Source organism: Roseofilum halophilum BLCC-M91 (assembly GCF_030068445.1).
In the GTDB taxonomy this organism is placed as follows: Bacteria; Cyanobacteriota; Cyanobacteriia; order Cyanobacteriales; family Desertifilaceae; genus Roseofilum; species Roseofilum halophilum.
The window spans coordinates 58,417-82,114 of record NZ_JAQPOK010000079.1 but is presented as its reverse complement, the minus strand read 5'-3'; the positions used below and the strand labels follow the sequence as shown (position 1 = coordinate 82,114).

Here is a 23,698-nt window from a genome sequence, read left to right as displayed (position 1 = left end):
CTCCCTCTCCCAGATCACCGGCCAAACGCCAAATAACTGATGGGAGTAGAAGAGTCATTCGCCTCTACTGCTGGCGGGTTGATGGGTACAAGCCAGCAGAGACCGGCGATCGCGGATAATAAACATAAAATTGATATTGGATGAATCTTAAGTGTAGAGTTCATAAGGTCGGCTCCCCTAGATTTTTATCGTTTTGCTCTCTCACTCCTGCGCTAAAAACTGAAATTCTTTCAGTTATTTACATATAGTAACTCTTATTTTAAACCGTAAATCGGCTCCTGTCTTCCGATATTTTACGGGTGTTCAATTTGGCTAAACTTTATCTCTTCCTTAAAATTATTCTACAACTTTGGGACACTCTTCCCCATTCGCGAGGCGATCGGTAACCTTAAAATTACGCATTTTAAACTGTATTTATTCTGTCGAACTCTTCAACATTTGCGCGGGTTGAACTACAATAACTACAACCAGGAAATTGTGAAGTTTTATTAATTGTGCATTGAATCCTATGAAAATAGCAATTACAGGGGCAACCGGATTTGTAGGACTAGCCCTAGTCCAACGGCTGATGGCTGAAAAAGAGCAAGTTTTAGTATTAACTCGGAATCCGGATAAAGCCAAACGCATCTGGCCCTCTGGGGTGGAAATTGTGGGGTATTCGGTGACCGAGGGGGGCCCATGGCAAGGTAAAATTGCTGGATGTGATGCCGTAGTGAATTTAGCGGGCGCACCCATTGCCGAAGAACGATGGACTCCACAGCGTAAACAAATCTTGCGCGATAGTCGGATTTTGGGGACACAAAAATTGGTGGAAGCCATTGCCATGGCTGACCCCAAACCCCAAGTGTTGGTGAACACTTCGGCCGTTGGCTATTACGGAACCAGTGAAACGGCTGAGTTTGATGAAAGCTCTGGAGCTGGAAATGATTTTCTCGGCCAGTTGTGTGTGGAATGGGAACAGAGCGCCCAAGCAGTGAGCCAATATGGAGTCAGGTGTGCGATCTTGCGATTTGGCATTGTCGTAGGAGATGGGGGAGCCGTTGCCAAAATGATTCCCCCCTTTAAGATGTTTGCAGGTGGGCCCATTGGTAGCGGTCAACAGTGGTTCTCTTGGATCGATATTGATGACCTGGTGAGTTTAATTGGTGTTGCTCTGCGTCAACCCCAAATGCAAGGCCCATTTAACGCCACTGCACCTAACCCAGTGCGGATGAACGATCTGGCTGCAACCCTGGGCAATATTCTCAATCGACCCAGTTGGCTACCTGTACCCAGTTTTGTTTTAGATGCGCTTTTAGGAGATGGGGCGAAAGTGGTGCTAGAAGGGCAAAAAGTTTTACCGAAGAAAACCTTAGATGCTGGGTTTGAGTTTAAATACTCAACTTTGAAAGATTCTTTAGAAAAAGTGCTGAAATAGCTTACAGCGCTTCGCGCGGTAATGGGTAATGGGTAATGGGTAATGGGTAATAGGTAAACCCTACTAGAACAGGCCAAACAAGCAGCCGAAAAAGCCAACCAAGCCAAAGGATTAGACTTCGGCTCAATTGTGGCAAAATCAAATAGAAATGGTATTACTGGGCTTGACGCTGTTTCTTGAGTTCAAAATAGGCTTGCATCACCTGACGTACTTTTGGCGCAGCAAATTTACCGCCACCTCCTCCAGAGTTTTCCCCGAACGCCACAATTACCACTTCCGGATTGTTTAAAGGAGCATAGCCCCCATACCAAGCATGGGATAAACGGGGGGGATCTTCAGCCGTCCCCGTCTTACCCGCATTAATGGGTAACGAAAGGCTATTCATTACCCCTCCCGTTCCCGCACTCACCACTTGACGCAGGCCATCTTGCAAGATTTGAACTGTAATGGGACTTAGACCTAAAGACTCGCGCCAAATATGGTCTTCTCCCTCTTGTTTCACCAAGTGAGGTTTCACTAAATCTCCCCCATTGGCCACCACTGCAAACATAACGGCGACTTGTAGAGGAGAAGACAATAAAAACCCTTGGCCAATCGACATATTCACCGTATCTCCGGCAAACCACTCATAGCCGATATTTTCTCGCTTCCAAGCATCATCGGCGACCAATCCGGCGGCTTCTTCTCGGTGTAGTTCAATCCCTGTTTTGCGCCCAAATCCAAATCGTCTTGTCCAGTCAATTAGGATTTCGCCGCCAATGCCTTGGGCAATTTGATAGAAAAAGGTATCACTACTCCAGGCCATGGCTCCTGTGAAGTCTAATGGCCCAAACCCGGCCCGGTTCCAGTCCCAGAATTTAATTCCGCCAACCTGAACATAGGGATAGGTTCCCAAAACGGTGTAGGGGGAGAAGATCCCGGATTCGATCGCTGCTGCGGTGGTGACAATTTTGAAGGTAGAAGCGGGGGGAAAGCCTTGTATGGCGCGGTTAACGAAGGGATGGTCTTTACCTTGTACTTCTTTCCATTGTTCTTCGCTAATGCGTCCAGAGAAGATGTTGGGGTCAAATTTGGGATTACTAGCCATGGCTAGGACTTCGCCATTTTGGGGATTCATGGCCACGATCGCCCCTTTCGTATTCCCTAGTGCTGCTTCTGCCGCCATTTGCAGGTCTAAATCCAGGGTTAAGCGCACATCATCCCCCGCTTGAGCGGCTTTATGGTCGAGGATGCGTACCACTTGCCCTTTGCTGTCTACTTCTACTTCTCGACCGCCCCATCCTCCCCGCAATTCTTCTTCTAGGGCGGCTTCAATGCCCATTTGCCCGACAATATCGCCGAGGCGATAGCCTTCATTTTCTGTTTTCTCTAAGTCTTCTTCGTTGATTTCTCCGGTATAGCCTAAAACATGGGAAGCGACTTCTTTATAAGGATATTCTCGCGCTGCTTCCACATCGACTTCTATACCTTCAAGTTCCCGGCTATATTCGGCTAGGGCAGTGACTTCTTCGGGGGTGAGTCCTCTGGCAATCCGCAACAAGTAGGGAGAGCTATATTCGGCTTGATCGAGACGGCTTTGGATTTCCGATTCAGGAATGTTGAGGATTTCCGAGAGCCGTTTGAGGGTGGTGGGCCATTCGGTTTTCCGGCTGGCGAGGGGCCAAAGGTAGACGGAGTGGGACAGACTACTACCGGCCAGAATTTTGCCATGGCGATCGAGAATTTTACCTCTTCCGGGGTGTTTAGGAATCACCCGAATCCGGTTGTTTTTGGCTTCTTGCTCGTAGGTTTTGCCTTGGATCAGTTGCAGATGTACTAACCGAGTACCAATCCCCCCTATCAAGCCGAGGGTAATGAGGAGGAGGAGGATTAACCCTTGGTAGTTACGCCCAATGGTGCGTTCTGTTGTGTGGGTTGTGGGAATGACATGGGACTTGGTTAAGAGCATAGGGTTTGGATCTTCAATGTTTAGGATAGGAAGCACCCGAAGTTACAGATTAACAGGTTTTTTAGGGTTTGTTTTTAGGGTTTAATTTTAGAGCAATTTTACCTAAATCCCAAGGTTTTTTTAAAGTTGCTGGTTTTGATATTGACAAATAAGTTATTTTATGATATATGAATGCTGAGATTGGGAGAAATTGGCGATCGCCCCGATTGCAAGCCAACCAAACCCTCCGCTAAAATGCTCTCAGGTCAGCTATGGGCGCATTGCGTTTCCATCGCGCCTAAATTGAATGCTTAACCTGAGTGAATAGATCATTAGTATATGTTTGATGCCCTCGCCGATCGCCTAGAGTCTGCCTGGAAAAGCCTCCGGGGACAAGACAAAATTAGTCAGACCAATATTAAGGAAGCCCTGCGGGAAGTCCGTCGTGCCTTGTTGGAAGCGGATGTAAATCTGCAAGTGGTGAAGAATTTTATTGCTGAGGTGGAATCCAAGGCCCAAGGGGCGGAAGTGGTGAGCGGGGTGCGCCCGGATCAGCAGTTTATCAAGATTGTGCATGATGAGCTGGTGGCGGTGATGGGGGGAGAGAATGCCCCCCTAGCGCACATTGAACCCGGTTTGACGGTGGTATTGATGGCGGGGTTGCAAGGAACGGGGAAAACGACGGCTTCGGCGAAGTTGGCCTTGTATTTGCGGAAGCAGGAGCGCTCGTGTTATTTGGTGGCAACAGATGTGTATCGTCCGGCGGCGATCGATCAGTTGATTACTTTGGGTAAACAGATTGATGTGCCGGTGTTTGAGCTGGGGTCGGATGCCAATCCGGTGGAGATTGCCCGGCAAGGGGTGGAAGCGGCGAGAGAGGATGGTGCGGATACGGTCATTATTGATACGGCGGGTCGGCTGCAAATTGATGCCGATATGATGACGGAGTTGGCCGATATTAAGGCGGCAGTGAATCCCCATGAGACCCTGTTGGTGGTGGATGCAATGATGGGGCAAGAGGCGGCAAATTTGACCCATACGTTCCACGAACAGATTGGGATTACGGGGGCGATTCTGACGAAGATGGATGGGGATAGTCGCGGGGGTGCGGCTCTGTCGGTGCGGCGAATTTCGGGACAACCGATTAAGTTTATTGGGGTTGGGGAGAAGGTGGAGGCTCTGCAACCGTTTTATCCGGATCGGATGGCTTCCCGGATTTTGGGCATGGGGGATGTGCTGACGCTGGTGGAGAAGGCTCAGGAAGAGGTGGATTTGGCCGATGCGGCCAAGATGCAGGAGAAGATTCTTTCGGCCCAGTTTGATTTTACGGATTTTCTGAAGCAGACGCGGCTGATGAAGAGTATGGGGTCGCTGGGGGGTCTGATGAAGATGATTCCAGGGATGGGTAAGTTGAATGCGGATCAGTTGGAACAGGGTGAGGTACAGTTGAAGCGATCGGAGGCGATGATTGGTTCGATGACGACCGAAGAGCGTAAGAATCCGGATCTGTTGTCGAGTTCTCCGAGTCGTCGGCGACGCATTGCCAAGGGGTCGGGCCATTCGGAGAAAGATGTGAGTAAACTGGTGAGTGATTTCCAAAAGATGCGATCGATGATGCAGCAGATGGGACAGGGGCAGTTTCCGGGGTTACCCGCAGGATTCCCTGGAGGCGGTGGCGGCCCAGGAATGTTTGGGGGCGGCCGACCTCCGGCTCCGGGTTGGCAAGGCTATGGTGGAGCGCCGAAGAAGAAGAAAAAGAAGAAGAAGGGTTTTGGACAGTTGTAGACAGTTGTAGGTTGGGTTGAACGGCAGTGAAACCCAACTTTCGTCAGACGCTTAGTTGGGTTTTCCGCTTGGGTTCCATAATCGGACAATTCAGATGACATATCGAATTTTATGCTAATCGAGTTTAGCGTTACTAACTATCGCTCAATTAATGAATGTCAAACTTTAAGTCTGGTGGCTTCTGAGGATGTGGATAATTTCTGGGAAAGCCATACCTTTGCTGCGCCCAACTCTAAGGATTTACACTTGCTCAAGAGTACAGCAATTTATGGCCCCAATGCCTCTGGAAAAAGTAATTTAGTTCGCGCTCTGAGAACGCTTCAGAATATTGTCATAAATTCCGCTAGTCGAATGCAAGAAGGAGATGAATTTGATGTTCAGCCTTTTTTGATGGAATATGAAATCGAACAATCCCCCTTTCGTATGGTCTTTCCTAATAGCATTACAGAATTCAACATTCTTTTCATTCAGAATAGTATTCGCTATGAATATGGAGTTTGTTTATACAAAACTCATGTGATTGAAGAATGGTTAATTGCTTATCCAAAACAACGAGCGCAAACTTGGTTTACTCGCAAACATAATATTAAAAATCAAGATTTGAATCCTAGCAGTCGCGGCTATGAATGGTCGTTCCCCAGCTTAAAAGGCGAAAAGCAACGGATTAAGGATTTAGTGCGCCCGAATTCCTTGTTTTTATCCCATGCAGCTCAAAATAACCATCCTCAACTGCTGGAGGTATTTAATTGGTTTAAGACGAATCTAAATGTAATTACAACGCTAGACTCTAAAAAAAAACATAGAGAGTATACAGCTCATAAATGTATTTCAGATCAAGACTTTAAGAAAAAAATAGTTGACTTATTAAATCAATCTAATAATGAGATTTCTAACATCAACTTTAAAGATGAAAGAATTAGTTTTGCTTATCAACCTTATAAAAAAGGAACCCCTTCCCGTAAGGCTTTTTCACTAAGTTGGTCTATCGATGATGAGTCTGATGGGACACAAAGACTGTTTGAATTGGGGGGCGTATGGATTGAAGCGTTGCAAGATGGGAAGGTCATCGCGATCGATGAACTCGAAAGGAGTCTGCATCCTACGTTAGCCCGTAGTTTGGTAGAAATGTTCCATAATCTAGAAACAAATCCCCATCATGCTCAGTTAATCTTTACTACCCATGATACCACGCTTTTAGACCAAGATTTGTTTCGCCAAGATCAAATTTGGTTTACGGAAAAAGAGCGGCAAAAAACCCATTTATATTCACTCCTAGAATTTCGTCCCCGTGAGGATGAATCTCTGCAAAGAGGGTATTTACTGGGGCGCTATGGTGCGATTCCATTTGTGGGAGGTCTGAAAATTTAATCATGGCGCGTAAAGGCAAATCGGAGAATAAATTAAAACGTAAGCAGGGCGATCGAAAGCCAAAAGACTATTTTCTTATTGTGGTTGAGGGCAAGACAGAATATCAATATTTTCAATCTTTGAAAGAAGATCTGCAATTAGTGACAACTAAGATTGAAGTGGTGGCAGCGTCTGGAGGAAAGAGTGGTGATGCCAGAAAAGTGGTGCAAGAAGGGAAGCGGTTGCAAGAGAAGGAAAAACCCGATCGCCTCTATTGCGTGTTTGATGGCGATCGCCTAGAATTTGACGAAGCGTGTAAAATGACCAAGGATGATGAACCGATCTTTTCAATTCCCTGTTTCGATCTGTGGTTTTTACTACATTTCGAGTATACGAGTAGTCCATTGACCAGCGAGCAAGTATGTGACAAAGTGGACAGAATATTTAAAAAGCAGGAGATTCTTAAGCCTAATGAATCTTATGTAAAAGAAAAAGGTAGAGATTATTATCCCCATCTCCAAACAGAACAGGAGAGTGCTATTAAAGGAGCCAAACGGTTAATGGAAGAGCAAGAGGAGAATGACTCGAATAACCCGTTAACACGGGTTCATCTATTGGTTGAAGAGTTGAAAAAGGTGAACAGGAGGTGAGGGGGATGAACCACAGAGACATGGAGGAACGGAGAGGATTTGTGTTCTAAATTGTTAATTATGGGTATAGCGGTGAAAAAATGGTATGATGAGGAGTTGAGTGTCTAAAATCGAAAAGCTTAGTGCTGAAGGAAAGCGATGATTAAGTTACGATTGAAACGGTTTGGTAAGAAACGGGAAGTGAGCTATCGGATTGTGGCGATGCCGAGTACGACTCGCCGAGAAGCTCGTCCTTTGGAAGAGTTGGGGTTTTATAATCCGAGAACGGATGAGACTCGCCTTGATGTGCCGGGAATTGTACGGCGCTTAAAACAAGGCGCTCAACCGACTGATACTGTGCGTAATATCCTTGAAAAAGCGAATGTCTTTGAACAACTCAAAGCAACAACTGCAGAAAACTAATGAGATGACAACACAATCGACTTCGCCAACTCCAGATTATTGGGAGTTGGTGCGGATGCTGGTTCATCCGTTCCTAGAGTTTCCAGAGGAGTTGAAGATCGATTGTGAGCTGTCTACGAGTAAGCCTCTGGTGTGGATACGGGTGGCGTTTTCACCGAAGGATAAGGCGAAGGTGTATGGTCGAGGTGGCCGGAATATAGAGGCGATCCGAACGGTGCTGTCAACGACGGCTCAGGCTGCGGGACAGTCGGTTTATTTGGATGTGTATGGTGGGTTCCATGTGGCTGGCGATCGCCACGAGTCTCATGGACACCAGGAGGAGGTTCGAGTCCGGGATCGGAGTAAACCCCGAAGACCATCGCGACCAGAACCGCGCCGAGTTCAAGGGCCTTATCGCCGATGAGGACTAAACGACTGGCCATCCCTTGCTGGGGTTGCGGTGGATTATGAGCAATGAACAGGCAATCATTGAGCTGCCGAGTCCCGATAGTGCGATCGCATTGTCGGGAGTTCAGGGCGAGAACCTGAAAATCCTCAGTAGACAAACGGGAGCTACCGTGGTGTTGAGGGGTCAGGAGTTGCTGATTTCGGGCACAGGGAAGCAGGTGGAGTTATGTTTGGCTTTGGTGCGATCGCTCGAAGAGTTCTGGGGTAAGGGTAAGTTGCTCTCTGGTGTGGATGTGCTGACGGCCCGCCATGCTTTGGATACGGGCCGGCAGGATGAGCATCAGGATCTGAAGAAAAATGTCCTTGCTCGTACCCGTCGCGGGGAGGAGATTCGGGCGAAAACCTTTGCCCAAAAGCGCTATGTGGAGTCGGTGCGAACTCAGGATTTGACGTTTTGTATTGGCCCGGCTGGAACGGGAAAAACCTATTTGGCGGCGGTTTTGGCGGTGAAAGCACTGCTGGATAATCAGTATGAGCGCTTGATTTTAACTCGTCCGGCTGTGGAAGCGGGGGAAAAGTTGGGGTTTTTGCCTGGAGATCTCCAACAAAAGGTGAATCCGTTTCTGCGGCCCCTTTATGATGCCCTGTATGAGTTTATTGAGCCGGAGAAGATTGGAAATTTGATGGAGCGAGGGGTGATTGAGGTGGCTCCGTTGGCGTATATGCGCGGTCGCAGTTTGAATAATTCGTTTATTATTGTGGATGAGGCTCAGAATACGACTCCGGCTCAGATAAAGATGGTGCTAACCCGGTTGGGGTTTGGATCGCGGATGGTGGTGACGGGGGATGTGACGCAAACGGATTTACCGGGCCATCAGCGATCGGGTTTGGCAGTGGCGGAGGAGATTTTAAGGAATGTGGAAGGGGTTGGGTTTTGTAAGTTGACCCAATCGGATGTGGTGCGTCATCCTTTGGTACAACGAATTGTAACGGCTTATGAGCGGTATGAAAAGGCTCTTTAGGGGGATAGAGCGCTTGGCGCTGGGCAAAAGTCTGGTTGGCGCTAGACGACAATTTGTCGTATCGTGAGTTTCATGAGGCAGTTTTGAGTTGATAAATAATAGGTCGATAGGTGGGTTGAGGAACGGGCTTACCTTGCGATCGCGCTGTGTCTAGCCATGCCTGTTTAGCGATTTCTAATTCCTGGAGGGCTTCAGTTGGGGTTGCACCAAAGGCAGAGCAAAATTGCAAATCGGGGATATCAGCAATGTATCCTTCATCATCTTCGCTGTAGAAAATATTGATATGATAATCTTTCATACATCCTCCTCTAAAGTTAAGTTGTAGGTTTCGACTAAGGTTAAAAATTGCCGGACTTGATAGGGTTTGGCACTACCTTTAACGTTCTGAATATTAACGAGTTCAGGAATGTCTGGATGGGTAAAGATATGGTGGCTACCATTAATCCGATCCAGAGTAAAGCCAAATGCTTCAACCAGGCTCACCATATCTTTGAAGTTAACATTTTTAGGATTGTTCAGAACTTGCCGTAACAGTTTTTGTTTTTTGCTCATCTCTCCTTGCAATTTTCCCTACAACGCTTCCAGGGTAAGCACGCCCAAATCTCCTGACTGGCGCGATCGTCCGGCATACCGCGATCTCTGCCAGCAGGAGTATCTTTTTCGCCAATATAGACGGTTTCGCTCACGGCAATCTACAAAATCTATCCAATGTCTATCCTACCGCATTTAATCTGGGTTCCGAGGGTGTTGGGTTTCCTTTTGTCAACCCAACCTACAATATCGGCGATCGCACTATTAATTATACGGATTTTTTCCATTATCGATGCCGCAACACACCCTACGGGGGCGACACCATCATAGGTAGGGTGTGTTATGCGGCCAGAAAATGTGAATGGTTACAAATCAATGATATTTCCGCATAACGCACCATCCCAAATCGCTGGCAACTTTTGTCAACCTAACCTACAAGATCGGCGATACCAGTATGAGCGGTTGATTTTGACCGCAGTTTGAATAATTCGTTTATGATTGTGGATGATGCTCAAAATACGACTCCAGCACAGATGAAGATGGTGTTAACACGGTTGGGATTTCGATCGCTATGAAACGGCTCTTTACAGGAATCGCGATCGCTCTGTGTCTGTGGGTGATGGTTGTCTCTCCAGTTTGGGCGGGGGCGTTGGGCGATCGCCTACAGCAGTTTCCCGATTGGCACAGTAAACCGCCCGTAATGGCGGCTACAGGGGACTTAATTTATCCTGACTGGATGGAAGGAACTTGGCAAGTTACCAGTACCCTGGAGGACATGATAGCCCCCTTAGCGCCGGATGTGGTCACCCCTGGTTTTGAGGGAAATCGGCAATATTTAGATCAACCGATTGAGTTTGAGGTGCGCTTTCAACCCGCGAGTGAGTGGGTATTGCCCTTCCAGGGTGAGGGTTGGTCGTGGGGAAACACCCTCAATCAGATTTTTAACCCCATTGTGGCCGATCGCGAGTTTAATGGCTCCCATATTGCCAGTGCTTATTTAGGCGAGGGAGTGTTGCGATCGGTGAAAGTCGATCCGGATAATCCCAATCGGCAAATTATCCGCTTGAGTTCCGATCAACAACTGATCTCCATTGTTACGGGACGGGCGACAGAAACCCCCAGTGACGATCGGTTTATCAGTACAGAAGTCGCTCAACAGGTGTTTCGCAGTCAAGGGCAAATTTATCTCAATGAGGTGGAAACTACGACAGCTTACCATCGTTTGACCGAGACAAAAGAAGTTGTAGCCGAGCAAATTACCGCTATTTATCTCTCTCCCCAAGATCCCGACTATTTCCGCGCCCTCTCTACTCCGGTGGGGTTATACCGCTATCAGTTGCTCTTATCCCCTGTGGATGAGTGAGAGGTTTTCCAAACGCGATCGCCGCATTCATACCCCCAAAGGCAAAACTATTACCGATCGCATACTCAATTTCTGCCGGTATAGAAGCCTCGGTAACCCACCTTAAATCGGAGTCAATGGGATGAATGAGATTGTGGGTTCCATGGCAGCGCTGTGCTTTCAGTTGCAGCAAAGTGGCGATCGCCTCCACCACCCCTGCACCGGTTAAACAATGTCCGGTTAACGATTTGGTGGAATTCACTAAACAGTGGGATAACCCTACCCCTTTCAACGCTGCTACCTCTGTTCGATCGCCAAGGGGAGAGCTGGTTCCATGGGTATTTACATAATCGATTTGTTCGGGTTGCAAATTCGACATTTTTAACGCTGCCTGCATCGCCCGTTCTTCTCCTGCTTGCGAAGGTTCAGGAGAACGATTACCATCTAAGGCTAATCCCCATCCTAGGAGAGTTCCATGGATATCAACCTTCCTGAGATCAACCCGCTCTAGGACTAAAACTCCGCAACCTTCCCCATAAATAAAACCATCACGATCTCGGTCAAAAGGGCGACATGCTAAATCGGGCCGATCCTTAAAGCGATCGCTGCCCATCGCTCCCAAATTTCTCAACCCCTGACATTCCCAAGCGGAAAAATCAAACAGCGCTCCTACGGCAATACTGACATCCGCTTCACCCGTGAGAATCTGACGCGCTGCATGGATAATGGCTAATGCTCCACTCGCTGAAGCTGCTCCTACCGTATAGCCTTCACCTCGGATCTGAAAACACTGGGACAAAATGCCCACCATATCCGTATCCCAAACGGTTAAGCCATAGGTGGGGCGAAGGAATTGGGGTTTAGATTGATACTTTTGCCAGAGTTCCTTTTGCGATCGCTGTTGAAAATTAGAGCCACCCACCACCAGAGAGATCCGTTGCGGGTCAATTATCCCGGAGGCGATCGCCGCATTTAAGTTTGCATCCTCCCAAGCTTCAGCCATTGCCAATGTTGCCACTTGGGAACTCCAACTCGCGGTTCGCAACAGTCCCCGATACTCAGGAAGTGCAGACTCGATATCTAGATGGGGCAATTCCGCCCCTAAAAACGGCTCCGCTCCTTCCCGACCAGGGCGTTTCAGATAGCCAAATGCCGTTTTCTGTGCCCATAGGGATTCGGTAAAATCGGGAATGGTTTGGGCGATCGCTGTTATAATCCCCATTCCAGTAACATTAATCTGAGTTGCTAACTGCACCATTACTGAGTTCCTAGACCACCAGCTTTAGATTTTGGCCTCCTGCGAACATCTCGCTCGCTAGAGTGCAAAAGCCAGCAAGATACTCCCATTATGTCTATTGCTAGGGCTATACCTCCAATTTCGACACAAATAGATCAGCCAGTTCGCCAATATTGTTAGCGCCAGCCAACTCTATACGGGGAACATTTAACGATAAATCCTCCATCACCATCATGATAATTTCCGCCCGATTCACCGAATCAATCCCTAAATTTTTCAGGCTATCCGTTGGCTTTAGGGGCACTTCTTCCAATTCCGGAGCTACTTCGCGAGTACACTGTTTAATCAAGTTCAGAATTTTCTCTTTATCCATAATTTTATCTTAAAGTTTAGCTTCGTAGGATCATCATATCACTTAGTGCTATTGATATACCAGTTGTATGTTTTGTTAATGGTATCCAGAATAGATACGGGGGTACACTTAAATATCATAATACCATTGGTAGCCTAGCGTTAGCGAAGCTTTCCGAAGGCATCGCCTCTCAACTGTGGTCGATGAACCAGATTTGATATTAGTTCTTGATTGATTGTAATTTTAGTGTACCATCTTAATTATCAAAGATAATCTTAAGAACACACAAGGTTAAACCTTTCCTACCTTGCTTGTTTCTATACTTTGACTTTTTCCATAGATAGGTACTTGATTGAATGCTAAATTCAAGGAAAAACCTATCATAAACAGTAGGATTTGGCAAGATCATGAAAATTGTATTGGTTTGTACAGAAAAATTACCTGTACCTTGTATTCGTGGGGGTGCAATTCAAACCTATATTGATGGCATTTTACCTTACTTAAGTAAAGAACATGACGTTACAGTTGTTTCAGTAACCGATCCGAATTTGCAAGACAAAGAAATTCGTAATGGTATTCGTTATCAGCGAGCAACACCAGGAGATTCTGATGCTTATTATCAAGAAGTCGCTAATTTTGTAGCCCAAGAATCCTTTGATTGGGTTATTTTATATAATCGACCTAAATATTTACCCATGGTGGCTGATGCTGCGCCCCACAGTCGTTTTCTTTTGAGTATGCATAATGAAATGTTTCATGCTAAGAAAATCACACCTGAACTGGCTTATCGCTGTCTAGATCGGGTCGATGGTGTGGTTACCGTGAGCCAGTTTATTGCTGATGGAATCGCGGATTTATTTCCAGGTTATGAGCATAAACTTAAACCTGTTTATGCGGGAGTCGATCTAGAACGCTTCCAGCCTCGATGGGCTTCAGGCTTACAAGAACGTCGAGCCAGCTTATTGGCTGAACAGGGTTTAGAGGATCGAAAAGTAGTTCTTTACGTTGGACGTTTGACGGATAAAAAAGGCCCCCATATTTTACTGAGTGCTTTTCCTGATGTTCTGGAACAGCATCCTTCGGCTATTCTATTATTGGTGGGCAGTAAGTGGTACGGAAAAAATGAAGAAAATGAATATGTTCGTACTCTGAAGAAACAAGCACAACAATTAGGAGATGCGGTGCGTTTAACTGGCTTTATTTCACCGGATCGAGTTCAAGATTATTTTCTGTTAGGTGATATTTTTGTCTGTGCTTCTCAGTGGCAAGAACCTCTAGCTCGTGTTCATTATGAAGCTATGGCAACTGGGTTATGTATTCTGACTACGGTACGGGGAGGAAATGCAGAAGTCATTATTCCAGAAAAAAATGGCTTGCTCATTAAGGATTATGAAAATCCAGCCGCATTTGCCCAACCGATTAATTATCTTTTATCAAATCTCGATTTAGCTGAAGATATGGGACGAAATGGCCGACAATTAAGTGAGATAAACTATAGTTGGTCTCGCGTAGCTTCAGATATTTTAAGTATTCTAGAGCGCTAGTCTATCAGCATTCAGCGATTAGCTCCCTGATGGGTATACTTGATCGGATTTGTAATAAGAGTGTAGGTTGGGTTGAGGAACCGAAACCCAACGTCAATCGAACTTTGTTGGGTTTCACTGCCGTTCAACCCAACCTACGGTTTTAAGCTTGCCAAGCTAGTAAGGGCGAAAAATTTTTCGCCCCTACAGATACCATCATTTTTTTATCGGTTGGATGAAACAGCTACATCTTGGAGAGAGCTTTTCCCCACCGTCTGACTAGCTTTTCTATCGGTCTCAAGGCCTTGGATTGCTTTTTACGTTTCTTGTTTTTATCCTTGGTTTTGCTTGATTTTTCATAGAGAAAATCGGGTTTACCTCCAAATTTGTCTTTGCTGCGTAAAAGAATAATTCTGTCTATGCCTTTGGGGACTTTAATCTTAGTTTGTCGTTGACTTTTGGATTTAGATTTCTTGGGTTTGGCTTGAGGTGAAGAGGTGGGTAGAAAGGGGAGTTGGGAGGATGGGGAGAATTTCCAGGTTGCTCCATAAATTTGACCAGGGTTGCTATTGAGGGTGCGATCGCCTGCTATTTCTCCCGATCCGTCATTAAGTTGCCAGTACCCCACTAACCCCGGTTCATCCCCAGTTAGACGGTGAAACCGATGCTTACGGATCTCTTTAGAGGTTCGTGCTGTACTCCAGAGACGGATTTCACTCGTTTCTCCGTGAAATCGAGTTTGGCCAAATAAGCGGCCGATTTGCAAGGGAACCTCTGTGTTGGGATAAAGTTGTTCAGATAGGGGTTGGGTTCCTTGGGACTCTCCATCGATGTAGAGGATGGCTTGTTGATTTTCAACGACTAAGGCTAGATGATGATAGTGGCGATCGCTTAAATTAATCGTAGGTTCCCAGACTACAGGGGCTTTAGCAAACAGAAATCTAATTTGTTCTTGATGACTCTTCAGTTTCAGATAGAGCAATCCATAGCTATAATTATACTGTCGCGAACCTCGACCTACGATATAATACCGAGTTCCAGGTTTGACTGCCCCAAGCTTGACCCAGACTTCGAGGGTGAGAGTATTGCTTAAATTAAAACACTCTGCAATCCCACAATCAACATAATCATCTTGGCCATCAAATTTTAAGACTGCTTCTTCAACATCTTGAACCGTTTCAGCTAATTCCAGACTCTTCTCTTGTGAAGAGATGGGTTCTTTTGGGGGTTGAACGATGTGAAAGGAACGAACTCCAGGTAAGTGATGACCATTGTTTATTTGAATCTCATCATTGCTCTGAAGAGCGATCGCCTTTTCTAGATTGGGGTTGGCAGAAAGGTTCTCAGTCATGATTGATGAAGTTTATGGTTAGCACTAACCCCTGTAGTCTTGGGTCACCTAGGCTACAGGGGAGGATGAGCATTAGAACGATTTTAGAACAACTTGGATACACTCTTGCTATAATTTTTGACAAAATCCTTGAGCCAACCATCCTTTTTCTTGCGATTAGAACGCTTGTGACGTTCAACATAAGTATGAGTTGCTTCATCCTGACGCTTCGCCAGTTCCCTTACATACTTCTCGTAGGGCGAGAGGAATTTCGAGTGCTTTTTCCGTTTCTTCTTCCGTTTCTTAGATTTAGAGGACTTGCCATAGAGGGTATCGGGTCGTCCACCAAAATCTTCATCACTCTTGAGAACTGTAATACTAATTACCGACCGATCCACAGGAATTGGTTTCTTGGAGGCAGGTTCGGGTTCTTGGGGGATATCTGGTGAAGCATCGCTATCGTCCTGGGCAACGGAGAGATCTAAATCTGTCGTTTGCCAAGTTGCGCCATTCATTACGCCAGGTTGCGTATTACCGGTGCGATCGCCGATCGCACTCCCCTTGCCCTCATCTAAAGGCCAATAGGCAACTAACCCCGATTCATCCCCGGTCAAACGGTAGCCCATCGCCTCTTGAATTTCATCAGCAGTTAATGCCCTATCCCAAATCCGGACATCACTAAGTTCACCCGCAAAATATTTATCACCGTTGCGATTTCGACCCAAAACATAATCCTTAAACACAGTGGTCATCGCATCAATCGCTTTTAAATTTTGTGGCTCCCCATTCAGATAAGTTTGCACAGCCGTGCCATCATAAGTCACCACCAGATGCTGCCATTCTTGATTCACCTTAGCAATCCGAACCTGAATATCACTGTGATACAAGCGATAAAATCCGCCCATGGCATCAATCTGGCATGAACCACTCTCAGTCGGATCGTTCGAGCTACTCAGCAGTCCAACATAGTTGGATTGCTTTTGGCTCGCTTTGGCCCACAGTTCCACAGAAAATGCTGAACTTTCCCACTCAGAATTGGGGATAGCAACATAGTCATCTAGACCATCAAACATCAGAGAAGCAGGGGATAGAGCTTCTTCTTCCACCTCCGTCTCTTCAGCAGTCGTTTCCGGTTCTGGAGCTGGAGTTAAGCTTAAATCTGAAGTTCCCCAAGTTCCGCCATGAACGGTTCCTGTATTCCCATTGCTCGTATTGTCCTCTGCGGTGGTTCCCGTACCTTCATTCAGAGGCCAATAACCCATTAATCCCTCTTCTGCTCCAGCCAAGCGCTGGTTCATACTGGCTTTAATCTCCTCTGGAGACCGGACTCGATTCCAAATCCGCACTTCTGCCATTTCTCCTTTGAAGAGATTACCCAATTTATCCGCTTGTGAACCTAGACGCACGGGCAATTTTGTCACTGTTCCTACCCGACTGGGAGTAGCCACATTATCTTCTTCCCCATTGATATAGAGTTTGGCTCCGTTGGCTTCATGTTTGAAGGTGACCGCCACATGCTGCCAAGTGCCTGTTTCTAAGGGAGTGCGACTGGTGAATAGAATCCCTTTGTTAATGAATCGCAGATTTTGCGGGTAGGTATCGAAGGTAAATCCTTCATTTTTACCCCCAATGGTTTTGTCTACAATCCGCTTACCTAAGACTTCCGGTTTAATCCAGGCTTCAATGGTGAAGTTATCAGTTACGTCTAGAGTGGCATTGCTGGGAATATTTACATAGTCATCGACTCCATCAAACGTGAGAATGGTTGTCTCAGTTGAGGGGGTTTCTGACGGTTCTACTGTTGGTGCTGGTGAGAGTTCTAAACCGGAAGTTTCCCAAGTGGCTCCATTAATTGTGCCGTGATGGTTATTACCACTCTTATCCTCTGCTGTTGTTCCTGTTCCTTCATCTAAGGGCCAGTAGCTGACTAATCCCGGTTCCCTACCCGTTAAGCGAGTGGAGATGGTGTCTTTAACTTCTGTCCCACTCAATTCCCGATCCCAGACTCGCACTTCACTCAGGCTGCCATGGTAAAATCCATAACCACTGCCGATTTTCACTTCTCCAGGTTTAGGAATGGAGAGGGTTTTGTTGCTGCCTTCACACCACAGGTCTCCATTGAGATAGATGGCCATTTTTCCGGTGTTGGCATTGAGGGTAAATGCCCAATGTGTCCATTTATCTTTAAAGTCCGTTGCTTGGGCTGCTTTGTAGATGCGGTTATAAGTGTTTCCATCGGAACCACAATCAAAGTAGATATTGCTATTTGACCAGGGTAAATGGATGTTAACTGTATAGACAATCTTGCCTTTTGATGGGTTAAAATTCGGAGTTGGATAGGCAAAAAAGACGGAGCATTGTTTGGGAAGAGAAGAGGCTCCTTTTGCCCAGAAACTAATCGTGATTTCTTTGCCTTCTGGAATGCTCTCGATGGGTAGGCTGACATAATCATCGATCCCATCGAACATGAGTGCTGATGGCTCAGAATCTGTCTTTTCTGGGGGAGTCAGGGGTAGCGCTGAAGTTTCCCAAGTGGCTCCATGAAGGGTTCCGGGGTTGCCTTTACCGGTTTTATCTTCTGCGCTTGTTCCACTCTCTTGGTCTAAGGACCAGTAGGCAATTAATCCCAGTTCGTCTCCCCTGAGTCTCTGGTGCATCGATTCCTGGATCTCTTCTTGGGAGCAGGCTCTATCCCAGAGGCGTACTTCAGCGATTTTGCCGTTGAAGAAAAATCCGGGATTGCCTTCGGTGATTCCTGCACCTATGCGCAGAGGATGTTGGCTGTTGATCAGGATTTTGGATTGGACGGGTTTGCCAGAAAGTTCTCCATTAATATAAAGTTTCATGGTGCTGCCGTCGTAGGTTGCGGCGACATGAGTCCAGGTGTTTAGCACTACCTCTGCACCGTGCAGGGTCACCCATCCCCCGTTTCCTGTCCAAAATTGCCATTTGTTATTGTTGCCTGCATAGAGAAGGTATCCGCCTAATGCACTGCTGCCTTTCGCCGTGCGACAGGTTACTGGCGATCGCCATTGTCCTTGTCCTCCTTCTACTTTTGCCCAACAGGATACGGTAAATTGAGCGGGGTTGAGTTCTTTTTTGTAGGGAACTTCTATGTATTGGTTACTTCCATTAAAGCTGGCGATCGCTTGCGGGCTGGGTAGAGCGGATTCAGTTGGTGCTGGGGTGATAAAGTCGAGATTTTCCTGTGTCCAAGTGGCTCCGTGAATCGTACCTTGGTTACCATTACTGGTTTTATCTCCTGCTGTCGTTCCACTGCCCTCATTTAGGGGCCAATAGGCGACTAGTCCCGATTCATTCCCGGTGAGGCGTTGACCCATACGATTTTTGATTTCTTCTGGCGATCGCACCTGATTCCAAATCCGAAGATCGGCAATTTGTCCCTTGAAATAGTTTCCGCTGGCTTCATCTAATCTGCGTGCTACATATAGGGGAGTTTTGTCAACAATTAAAGTCCCTCCTGTCAGACCTTCTGCTTTCAGCTCCCCATTGATATAAGTTTTAGCCGTTGTCCCATCATTCGTAATTGCCACATGGCTCCACCGATCCCATGCCAGAGAACCATTAGGCGTATTAGGTGCGCCAGCATTAGTGCTTTTATTGGTATGGAAGCGATGGTGTACATATCCAGCATTATGAATCCAGATATGGTAATTCCGACCCGGTTTACCCACAATCCCTTTCCATGCTTGGTTCGGTTTGCCATTAGGCTTCACCCAGACTTCTACAGTATAAGTAGAAATCTGCAAACTTGGACGATCCTCAACTGAAATGTAATCATCGATTCCATCAAAGGTTAGAACAGATTGTGAGTTACTCATAAGGGTTAATTTCCTCTATATTTTAGGTTGAATAAATGGGATGACTTACACTGGGTTGGTTAAGAATTCTATCATTCTATAATAATCTCTCTCCATAGTCTTTACGCTCCAGAATAGTTGCCACAGAAGTAAACATCCTAGCTGCTAACAAAATTCCGATCAGAATTAAAATCCACAACAAGTAGGGCAAAACTGGGATATGGCTAACAACATCATTAACAACTTGAGTGTGAATTTTTTTGATCCATTGGAAGTGATTTTGATACAAAAAAGTATACAGGACGATTACTGCACTTCCTAATAATACCGAAGAAAATGTTCGCATTATAACACCTAGAGCCAGAGAAAATGAGTTCCCTGTTATTTCAAAAGCATGGGTTCGTTGTCGCAGTTGAGGAAGAATGATTTGATTGTATTCATCAATCGTCTGAAAGAATTCATTAATTGATGCTCTAACGTTATCTGGCTCTAGGCTTTTCTTGAAAGCGCGGCGCTCCGATTGTTTGTTATATTTTTTAATGATTTTCAAGGCATCAAAATCTTCAATTAGGTATTGCATCGAGCCATCTAGCGTTAGGAGCGATCGCGTAATTTTCAGGAATGACCAGTTACTGGGAATACGGTATTTAATAGCTACCTTTACAATTTCAGAAGTGCCTCCTCCTAAAGACTTTTCTTTATAGCTTATTCCTTTCAGTCTTGACTTTGCTGCCCATTCTTCTGTAGCTTTTGCCATTTCTGCCCTCACTCTTGGCATATTCGCTTTGGGAATATCTAGTCCCATGCGAATATTGTAATCAGATGCTTTAGCAAAATCATTTTTTTCTAAGGCTTTAACATAGTTCAAGTAATAGAGTCTTAAATCACTATCTAAGGAACCCACACTCCCCATGTCAATTAATACCAACTTATTGTCACGCAACAAAATAATATTACCTGGATGCAGGTCAGCATGATATAAGTTATCTTCAAAGATTTGTCGATATAAGGATAAATAGAGTTTTTCCCCTATAATTTCGCGATCGACTTTGTTTTCTTCTTCCCATTGGCGAAATCTTGCTGGGTCTGTTTGATAAACTTTAATATAGTCAGCCATAAGTACACCCGGAATATATTCCATGACCAAAACTTTGGGCCGAGTATATTTATCATAAATTTTAGGAACTTCTATTTTATGCTCTTTCAGAGTTTTTTTCATCCGACGAGCATTGGAGGCTTCATAACGATAGTCCAACTCTTCATTAAGAACTCTCTCCAATTCCGCAACCGCTTCATCTAAAAGAAGAAAACTCCCTAGATCGGTTTTTGAATATAGACCAGCGACAATTTTAATCAAACCCAGATCCCGCCTAAAGGATTCATCTAAGCCAGGACGCTGAACCTTAACGACAACAGGAGTTTTTTTACTGCGTAAAACAGCAGTGTGAATTTGGGCAATAGAAGCAGCAGCTATGGGTTCTGGATCGAAATCGTCAAAAATTTGCTCTAGGGGAACTCCTAACTGGGATTCAATGGTAGAACGGACAATTGACATGGGAAAACCCACGGCTTCAAATTGGAGACGAGCCAATTCATCACAGATTTCTTCCGGGAACAGATCGCTACGGAGTGCTAAGAGTTGACCTGTCTTTACCCAAAATCCACCTAAATCTTCAAATATTTCCCGTAACTGTTCTGCTGTTTTCTGTCTATCTGATTTCCCAGCTCTCTTTCGCAACTGTACTTGTAGAAAAAAGATTACAAATTTTTTAATGATGTAAAAAAGAGAAACACGACGGGACTCTAGTTGCTCCAGGTCTAGAACTTTTACTTTTTTTCGACTTTTACCTGCAATCAGGGGTGTAGGGATATCTTTTTTGCTAACCATCCTTAAGGAGAGAGTCACTATTTAGAAATCAAAACCAACCCATCCGACAAACAGAATACCATAGTTTCCGGATGGATTGAATACTTCCTGGGAGGGTTCCCACAAATCTTTGCGATCAAACCTCTCTTAAGGTTCTAAAACAAACCCATTCTTCCTTCTCATCATTTCTTTTTGACTACCACAATAATCGGCTGGGCATTTTCCTCAACATGGCCTTCGTCTTTGAGGTTTTCAATGGTCTTCGCAATCTTCTTGAACAGTTTTCCTTCGCCATAGCGGAGATCTTTGATATCATCAGAATCGGCAGATCCCATTTCAAGGATAATTGTATTTGCTGTTTGTTTAATTGCCATAACGTTTCCTCTTTTTTGTGTGTAAAGTGGTGAAATTGACTTATCTGTTATATCTATTTTGGGCCTAATCTCGGTTACTGAGACAACTGCCTAACCGAGATTAGGCTCATAACTCAAGCTATTCTTGGCAGAACCCTAGTATCATTAGATTCTTTCATAAAATCGTAATGACACAGTGCAAAAAAACTCTAAAACTTCATCAGTTTGGACATGGCCTTGGTGTAATTTTTGGGTAAATCCCTAAGCCAACCATCCTTTTTCTTGCTGTTGGATTTCTCATGAGCATCTCTGTATACTTTTGAAGCTTCATCCAACTGCTTTGCAGCTTTGAAAGCTACTTTTTCCACAGGTTTCAAAGCTGCCTGTTGCTTTTTCTTTTTCTTCTTGTCCTTCTCTACTAGAGTTTCAGGAACGCCACCAAAGTCTTCATCGCTTTGAAGGACAACTACTTTTTTGGGTTCATCAGCCATTATTTTTGACTCCTGTCAATGTAATACAGTTTTTAAGGTTGGTAAAACCTGGTGTCACACATCCATTATAACACATTTGTTTAAAGTTGAATATCTGGTGATCCTATTTCTCTATTCAGTTTCCCTAAATAAGGCATCAACCAAGTAGTCCCATCCAGTTATCGAGGCGATCGTTACCTCATCGAAATCCTCAAGCACTTGTGAGAGCCTTTCTCCACTGGTGATATCTACATTTGTTAATCTTTCTTCTTCTGAACCAGGAAGATAACGGGTTGGGCACTCTTACTAACGTGCCCTGATTGTTTGAGGCGTTCCATAATGCCTGACATTCCCTTCAAAAGTTTTCCTTCTCCACGCAACAGATCGTCAACATCGTCTTTTTTCGCACTACCATAATTGACTATTACGGTGTTTTCAGGTTGAATTTTAGCCTCTTCTTGTTCAAGTTGAGCAGCAACTTGAGCCGTAAGTTCTTCTCTCCTACGGTCTACTTCAGTATAACCATAGTATTCACTGTAGCGCACGGTATGGTGATATAACAATTGTAAGACATAATTGATCAGGCTAAAAATTTCCTCGCGGGAGAATAACTGCTGCAATCGATCGGAAACCGGCACAAAAAACAGGTTAACCTCTATACCAGTAAATTCAGTGATTGATGCACTTAATCGTTCTTTTAATGCATCTTCGGTATTTGTGTCGTTCGCGATCAAATCATCAAAAACTTCTTTAATATCATTAGAAAATGCTTTAAACAGTGTCGTGAGATTACTCTCTAAATCATCACTCAAAAATGGCATACCTTTAATTTGAAGCAGTACAGGGTAAGCAAGAAACTCTGCACACATATCCAAGACAACATTCTGGTCCAAGACAACATTCTTCTTTAAGATGTTTTCAATTTCAAAGGAAGGGTTAAAGGTACTCGGAAAACCCGGTACTGAACGTTTGATCTGAGTGTAGTTCTGAGCCTGGCTAAATTGTTCTAGACGCTTCAATAATACTGAGATAGCAATGTTGGAGGGTAGCTCAGGTTCATAGATTCCTGGAATCTTCCTCATACCGTCAATTTCCCAGAGATTGGGAACTATGTCACTCTGGTTCCAAAGGCGGTCAGTTTTATCCCCCAGAGTCGCATCATAATAATTTGCAAACGCTTCATTGCCTGGAGAAAATCCAGCTAAAGCTACCACTTTTACTGTAGCTGTTTTCTTCTCATCCCATTCTGCTTGACGATCGACTAATAGTAAAGCCAGAGAGGGAGCCATGGCTCCTCCTAAACTATGACCAGCCACTGTGATTTCAACGGGTTTAGAGGCTTGGCTTGTTACTTGTTTAAGATAATCAAGTAGTAAGAGATTTCCATCCCACATCTGGGTGGTCAAGTCTTTCAATGCTTTACACATACCAGCAGAGACAGCAGGTTGACCATTGTCTTGATTGATAGTTTCTCCACTCTTCCAGGGTTGACCCGCATTCCAGGGTGTAGCATTTCCAACATTAACATTTTCCAATAAGATATTTTGTAGAGAGAATGGGCTAGTTCCTGCTATTGCAATCACATATTGGTCGATCTCTGTGTTGTCTGTGTTCTTAGCCACATACATCGTGTGGTCGTTCACATTAGAGGACGAGACTTTAGTATTGTTTTGATAAATAGCACATCCCCAAGTTAATTGCCAAGTACCAATCAGCTTGCGGATCTGAGCATCAGCACAATATGTTTTAATGGCTTTGGTCGCAAATTTCTGTAGATATTCTTGAGAGCCAAAGTGGGCTTTGGGAATAGCAAGACAGTAAGTAAACCAAATGTGGGCAAGGACTTTTTGTTGCCAATTGTATTGACCTGACATTGTTTTACCTCAATATTGGATTCCGATTGGAGAATAGCCGATCGCGTCTCTGGAGTCAAGG

General features: G+C 45.1%; 22 protein-coding genes and 1 pseudogene. 10 read left to right on the top strand and 13 right to left on the bottom strand.

The annotated features are described in order from the left end of the window. Positions 1-14: 14 nt before the first annotated feature. Positions 15-164: a hypothetical protein gene (locus PJF56_RS09965; RefSeq protein WP_283762518.1), complete on the bottom strand. Its 150-nt coding sequence runs from the start codon at positions 162-164 to the stop codon at positions 15-17. A gap of 344 nt (positions 165-508) precedes the next feature. Here PJF56_RS09965 and thyD point away from each other — a divergent pair, with 344 nt between their 5' ends. Continuing rightward, positions 509-1,417 carry a thylakoid membrane protein ThyD gene (thyD, locus tag PJF56_RS09960; RefSeq protein WP_283762517.1) on the top strand — a complete coding sequence of 303 codons (909 nt, stop codon included), beginning with the start codon at positions 509-511 and terminating at the stop codon, positions 1,415-1,417. Positions 1,418-1,571: 154 nt separating this feature from the next. On the opposite strand, the gene mrdA is transcribed toward thyD, so the two are convergent. Beyond that, positions 1,572-3,365 carry a penicillin-binding protein 2 gene (mrdA, locus tag PJF56_RS09955; RefSeq protein WP_283762516.1) on the bottom strand — a complete coding sequence of 598 codons (1,794 nt, stop codon included), beginning with the start codon at positions 3,363-3,365 and terminating at the stop codon, positions 1,572-1,574. Positions 3,366-3,683: 318 nt separating this feature from the next. Between mrdA and ffh the strand changes: the two genes are divergently transcribed. The 6 genes from ffh to PJF56_RS09925 all read left to right on the top strand — a co-directional run bounded on the left by ffh (position 3,684) and on the right by PJF56_RS09925 (position 8,937). Beyond that, positions 3,684-5,129 (top strand): signal recognition particle protein, encoded by a 1,446-nt coding sequence (gene ffh / locus PJF56_RS09950; protein WP_283762515.1) that lies wholly within the window; start codon positions 3,684-3,686, stop codon positions 5,127-5,129. A 111-nt stretch (positions 5,130-5,240) separates the two neighbouring features. After that, on the top strand, positions 5,241-6,497 hold the full coding sequence (locus PJF56_RS09945; protein WP_283762514.1) for an AAA family ATPase: 1,257 nt from the start codon (positions 5,241-5,243) through the stop codon (positions 6,495-6,497). A 2-nt stretch (positions 6,498-6,499) separates the two neighbouring features. Beyond that, the gene (locus PJF56_RS09940; RefSeq protein WP_283762513.1) at positions 6,500-7,126 is read left to right on the top strand and encodes an RloB family protein; all 627 of its coding nucleotides are present in this window, start codon (positions 6,500-6,502) and stop codon (positions 7,124-7,126) included. 138 nt (positions 7,127-7,264) lie between these two features. Beyond that, on the top strand, positions 7,265-7,528 hold the full coding sequence (gene rpsP / locus PJF56_RS09935) for a 30S ribosomal protein S16 (protein ID WP_283755013.1): 264 nt from the start codon (positions 7,265-7,267) through the stop codon (positions 7,526-7,528). A 4-nt stretch (positions 7,529-7,532) separates the two neighbouring features. Further along, positions 7,533-7,931, top strand: coding sequence for a KH domain-containing protein (locus tag PJF56_RS09930; protein ID WP_283762512.1), 399 nt, complete (start codon positions 7,533-7,535; stop codon positions 7,929-7,931). A 43-nt stretch (positions 7,932-7,974) separates the two neighbouring features. Continuing rightward, positions 7,975-8,937, top strand: a complete 963-nt coding sequence (locus tag PJF56_RS09925) for a PhoH family protein (RefSeq protein ID WP_283762511.1) — start codon at positions 7,975-7,977, stop codon at positions 8,935-8,937. Positions 8,938-9,007: 70 nt separating this feature from the next. Here the strand turns inward: PJF56_RS09925 and PJF56_RS09920 are convergent, their stop codons facing one another. Genes PJF56_RS09920 through PJF56_RS09910 form a run of 3 tightly spaced genes read right to left on the bottom strand, consistent with a single transcriptional unit; the run spans position 9,008 to position 9,623 of the window. Then, positions 9,008-9,235, bottom strand: a complete 228-nt coding sequence (locus tag PJF56_RS09920; protein WP_283762510.1) for a type II toxin-antitoxin system HicB family antitoxin — start codon at positions 9,233-9,235, stop codon at positions 9,008-9,010. Continuing rightward, complete coding sequence (locus tag PJF56_RS09915; RefSeq protein ID WP_283762509.1) at positions 9,232-9,489, bottom strand: type II toxin-antitoxin system HicA family toxin; 258 nt, start codon at positions 9,487-9,489, stop codon at positions 9,232-9,234. The genes PJF56_RS09920 and PJF56_RS09915 overlap by 4 nt, the downstream gene beginning before the upstream one ends. Continuing rightward, positions 9,486-9,623, bottom strand: a complete 138-nt coding sequence (locus PJF56_RS09910; protein WP_283762508.1) for a hypothetical protein — start codon at positions 9,621-9,623, stop codon at positions 9,486-9,488. Before PJF56_RS09910 ends, PJF56_RS09915 begins: the two co-directional genes overlap by 4 nt. Positions 9,624-9,941: 318 nt before the next feature. Here PJF56_RS09910 and PJF56_RS09905 point away from each other — a divergent pair. Then, positions 9,942-10,037, top strand: a pseudogene (locus PJF56_RS09905) (PhoH family protein); the annotation flags it as partial. A 2-nt stretch (positions 10,038-10,039) separates the two neighbouring features. Further along, positions 10,040-10,831: a DUF6816 family protein gene (locus PJF56_RS09900; protein WP_283762506.1), complete on the top strand. Its 792-nt coding sequence runs from the start codon at positions 10,040-10,042 to the stop codon at positions 10,829-10,831. Here the strand turns inward: PJF56_RS09900 and PJF56_RS09895 are convergent. Together PJF56_RS09895 and PJF56_RS09890 are read right to left on the bottom strand one after the other, a co-directional pair. Continuing rightward, positions 10,776-12,068 (bottom strand): beta-ketoacyl synthase N-terminal-like domain-containing protein, encoded by a 1,293-nt coding sequence (locus PJF56_RS09895; protein WP_283762505.1) that lies wholly within the window; start codon positions 12,066-12,068, stop codon positions 10,776-10,778. The genes PJF56_RS09900 and PJF56_RS09895 overlap by 56 nt on opposite strands. 106 nt (positions 12,069-12,174) lie before the next feature. Continuing rightward, the gene (locus PJF56_RS09890) at positions 12,175-12,420 is read right to left on the bottom strand and encodes an acyl carrier protein (RefSeq protein ID WP_283762504.1); all 246 of its coding nucleotides are present in this window, start codon (positions 12,418-12,420) and stop codon (positions 12,175-12,177) included. 386 nt (positions 12,421-12,806) lie between these two features. Here PJF56_RS09890 and PJF56_RS09885 point away from each other — a divergent pair, with 386 nt between their 5' ends. Continuing rightward, positions 12,807-13,943 (top strand): glycosyltransferase family 4 protein, encoded by a 1,137-nt coding sequence (locus PJF56_RS09885; RefSeq protein ID WP_283762503.1) that lies wholly within the window; start codon positions 12,807-12,809, stop codon positions 13,941-13,943. 223 nt (positions 13,944-14,166) lie between these two features. On the opposite strand, the gene PJF56_RS09880 is transcribed toward PJF56_RS09885, so the two are convergent. From PJF56_RS09880 to PJF56_RS09855, 6 genes are all read right to left on the bottom strand, one after another. Then, on the bottom strand, positions 14,167-15,273 hold the full coding sequence (locus PJF56_RS09880; RefSeq protein WP_283762502.1) for a LamG-like jellyroll fold domain-containing protein: 1,107 nt from the start codon (positions 15,271-15,273) through the stop codon (positions 14,167-14,169). A gap of 83 nt (positions 15,274-15,356) precedes the next feature. Next, on the bottom strand, positions 15,357-19,094 hold the full coding sequence (locus PJF56_RS09875) for a LamG-like jellyroll fold domain-containing protein (protein WP_283762501.1): 3,738 nt from the start codon (positions 19,092-19,094) through the stop codon (positions 15,357-15,359). A gap of 76 nt (positions 19,095-19,170) precedes the next feature. Beyond that, entirely contained in the window at positions 19,171-20,961 is a 1,791-nt protein-coding gene (locus tag PJF56_RS09870; protein ID WP_283762500.1) for an ABC1 kinase family protein, read from the bottom strand. Positions 20,962-21,122: 161 nt separating this feature from the next. After that, positions 21,123-21,314 carry a DUF6200 domain-containing protein gene (locus tag PJF56_RS09865; RefSeq protein ID WP_283762499.1) on the bottom strand — a complete coding sequence of 64 codons (192 nt, stop codon included), beginning with the start codon at positions 21,312-21,314 and terminating at the stop codon, positions 21,123-21,125. A 188-nt stretch (positions 21,315-21,502) separates the two neighbouring features. Further along, positions 21,503-21,784 carry a DUF6312 domain-containing protein gene (locus PJF56_RS09860; protein ID WP_283762498.1) on the bottom strand — a complete coding sequence of 94 codons (282 nt, stop codon included), beginning with the start codon at positions 21,782-21,784 and terminating at the stop codon, positions 21,503-21,505. A 236-nt stretch (positions 21,785-22,020) separates the two neighbouring features. After that, positions 22,021-23,637 (bottom strand): lipase family protein, encoded by a 1,617-nt coding sequence (locus PJF56_RS09855; protein WP_283762497.1) that lies wholly within the window; start codon positions 23,635-23,637, stop codon positions 22,021-22,023. Positions 23,638-23,698: the final 61 nt, after the last annotated feature.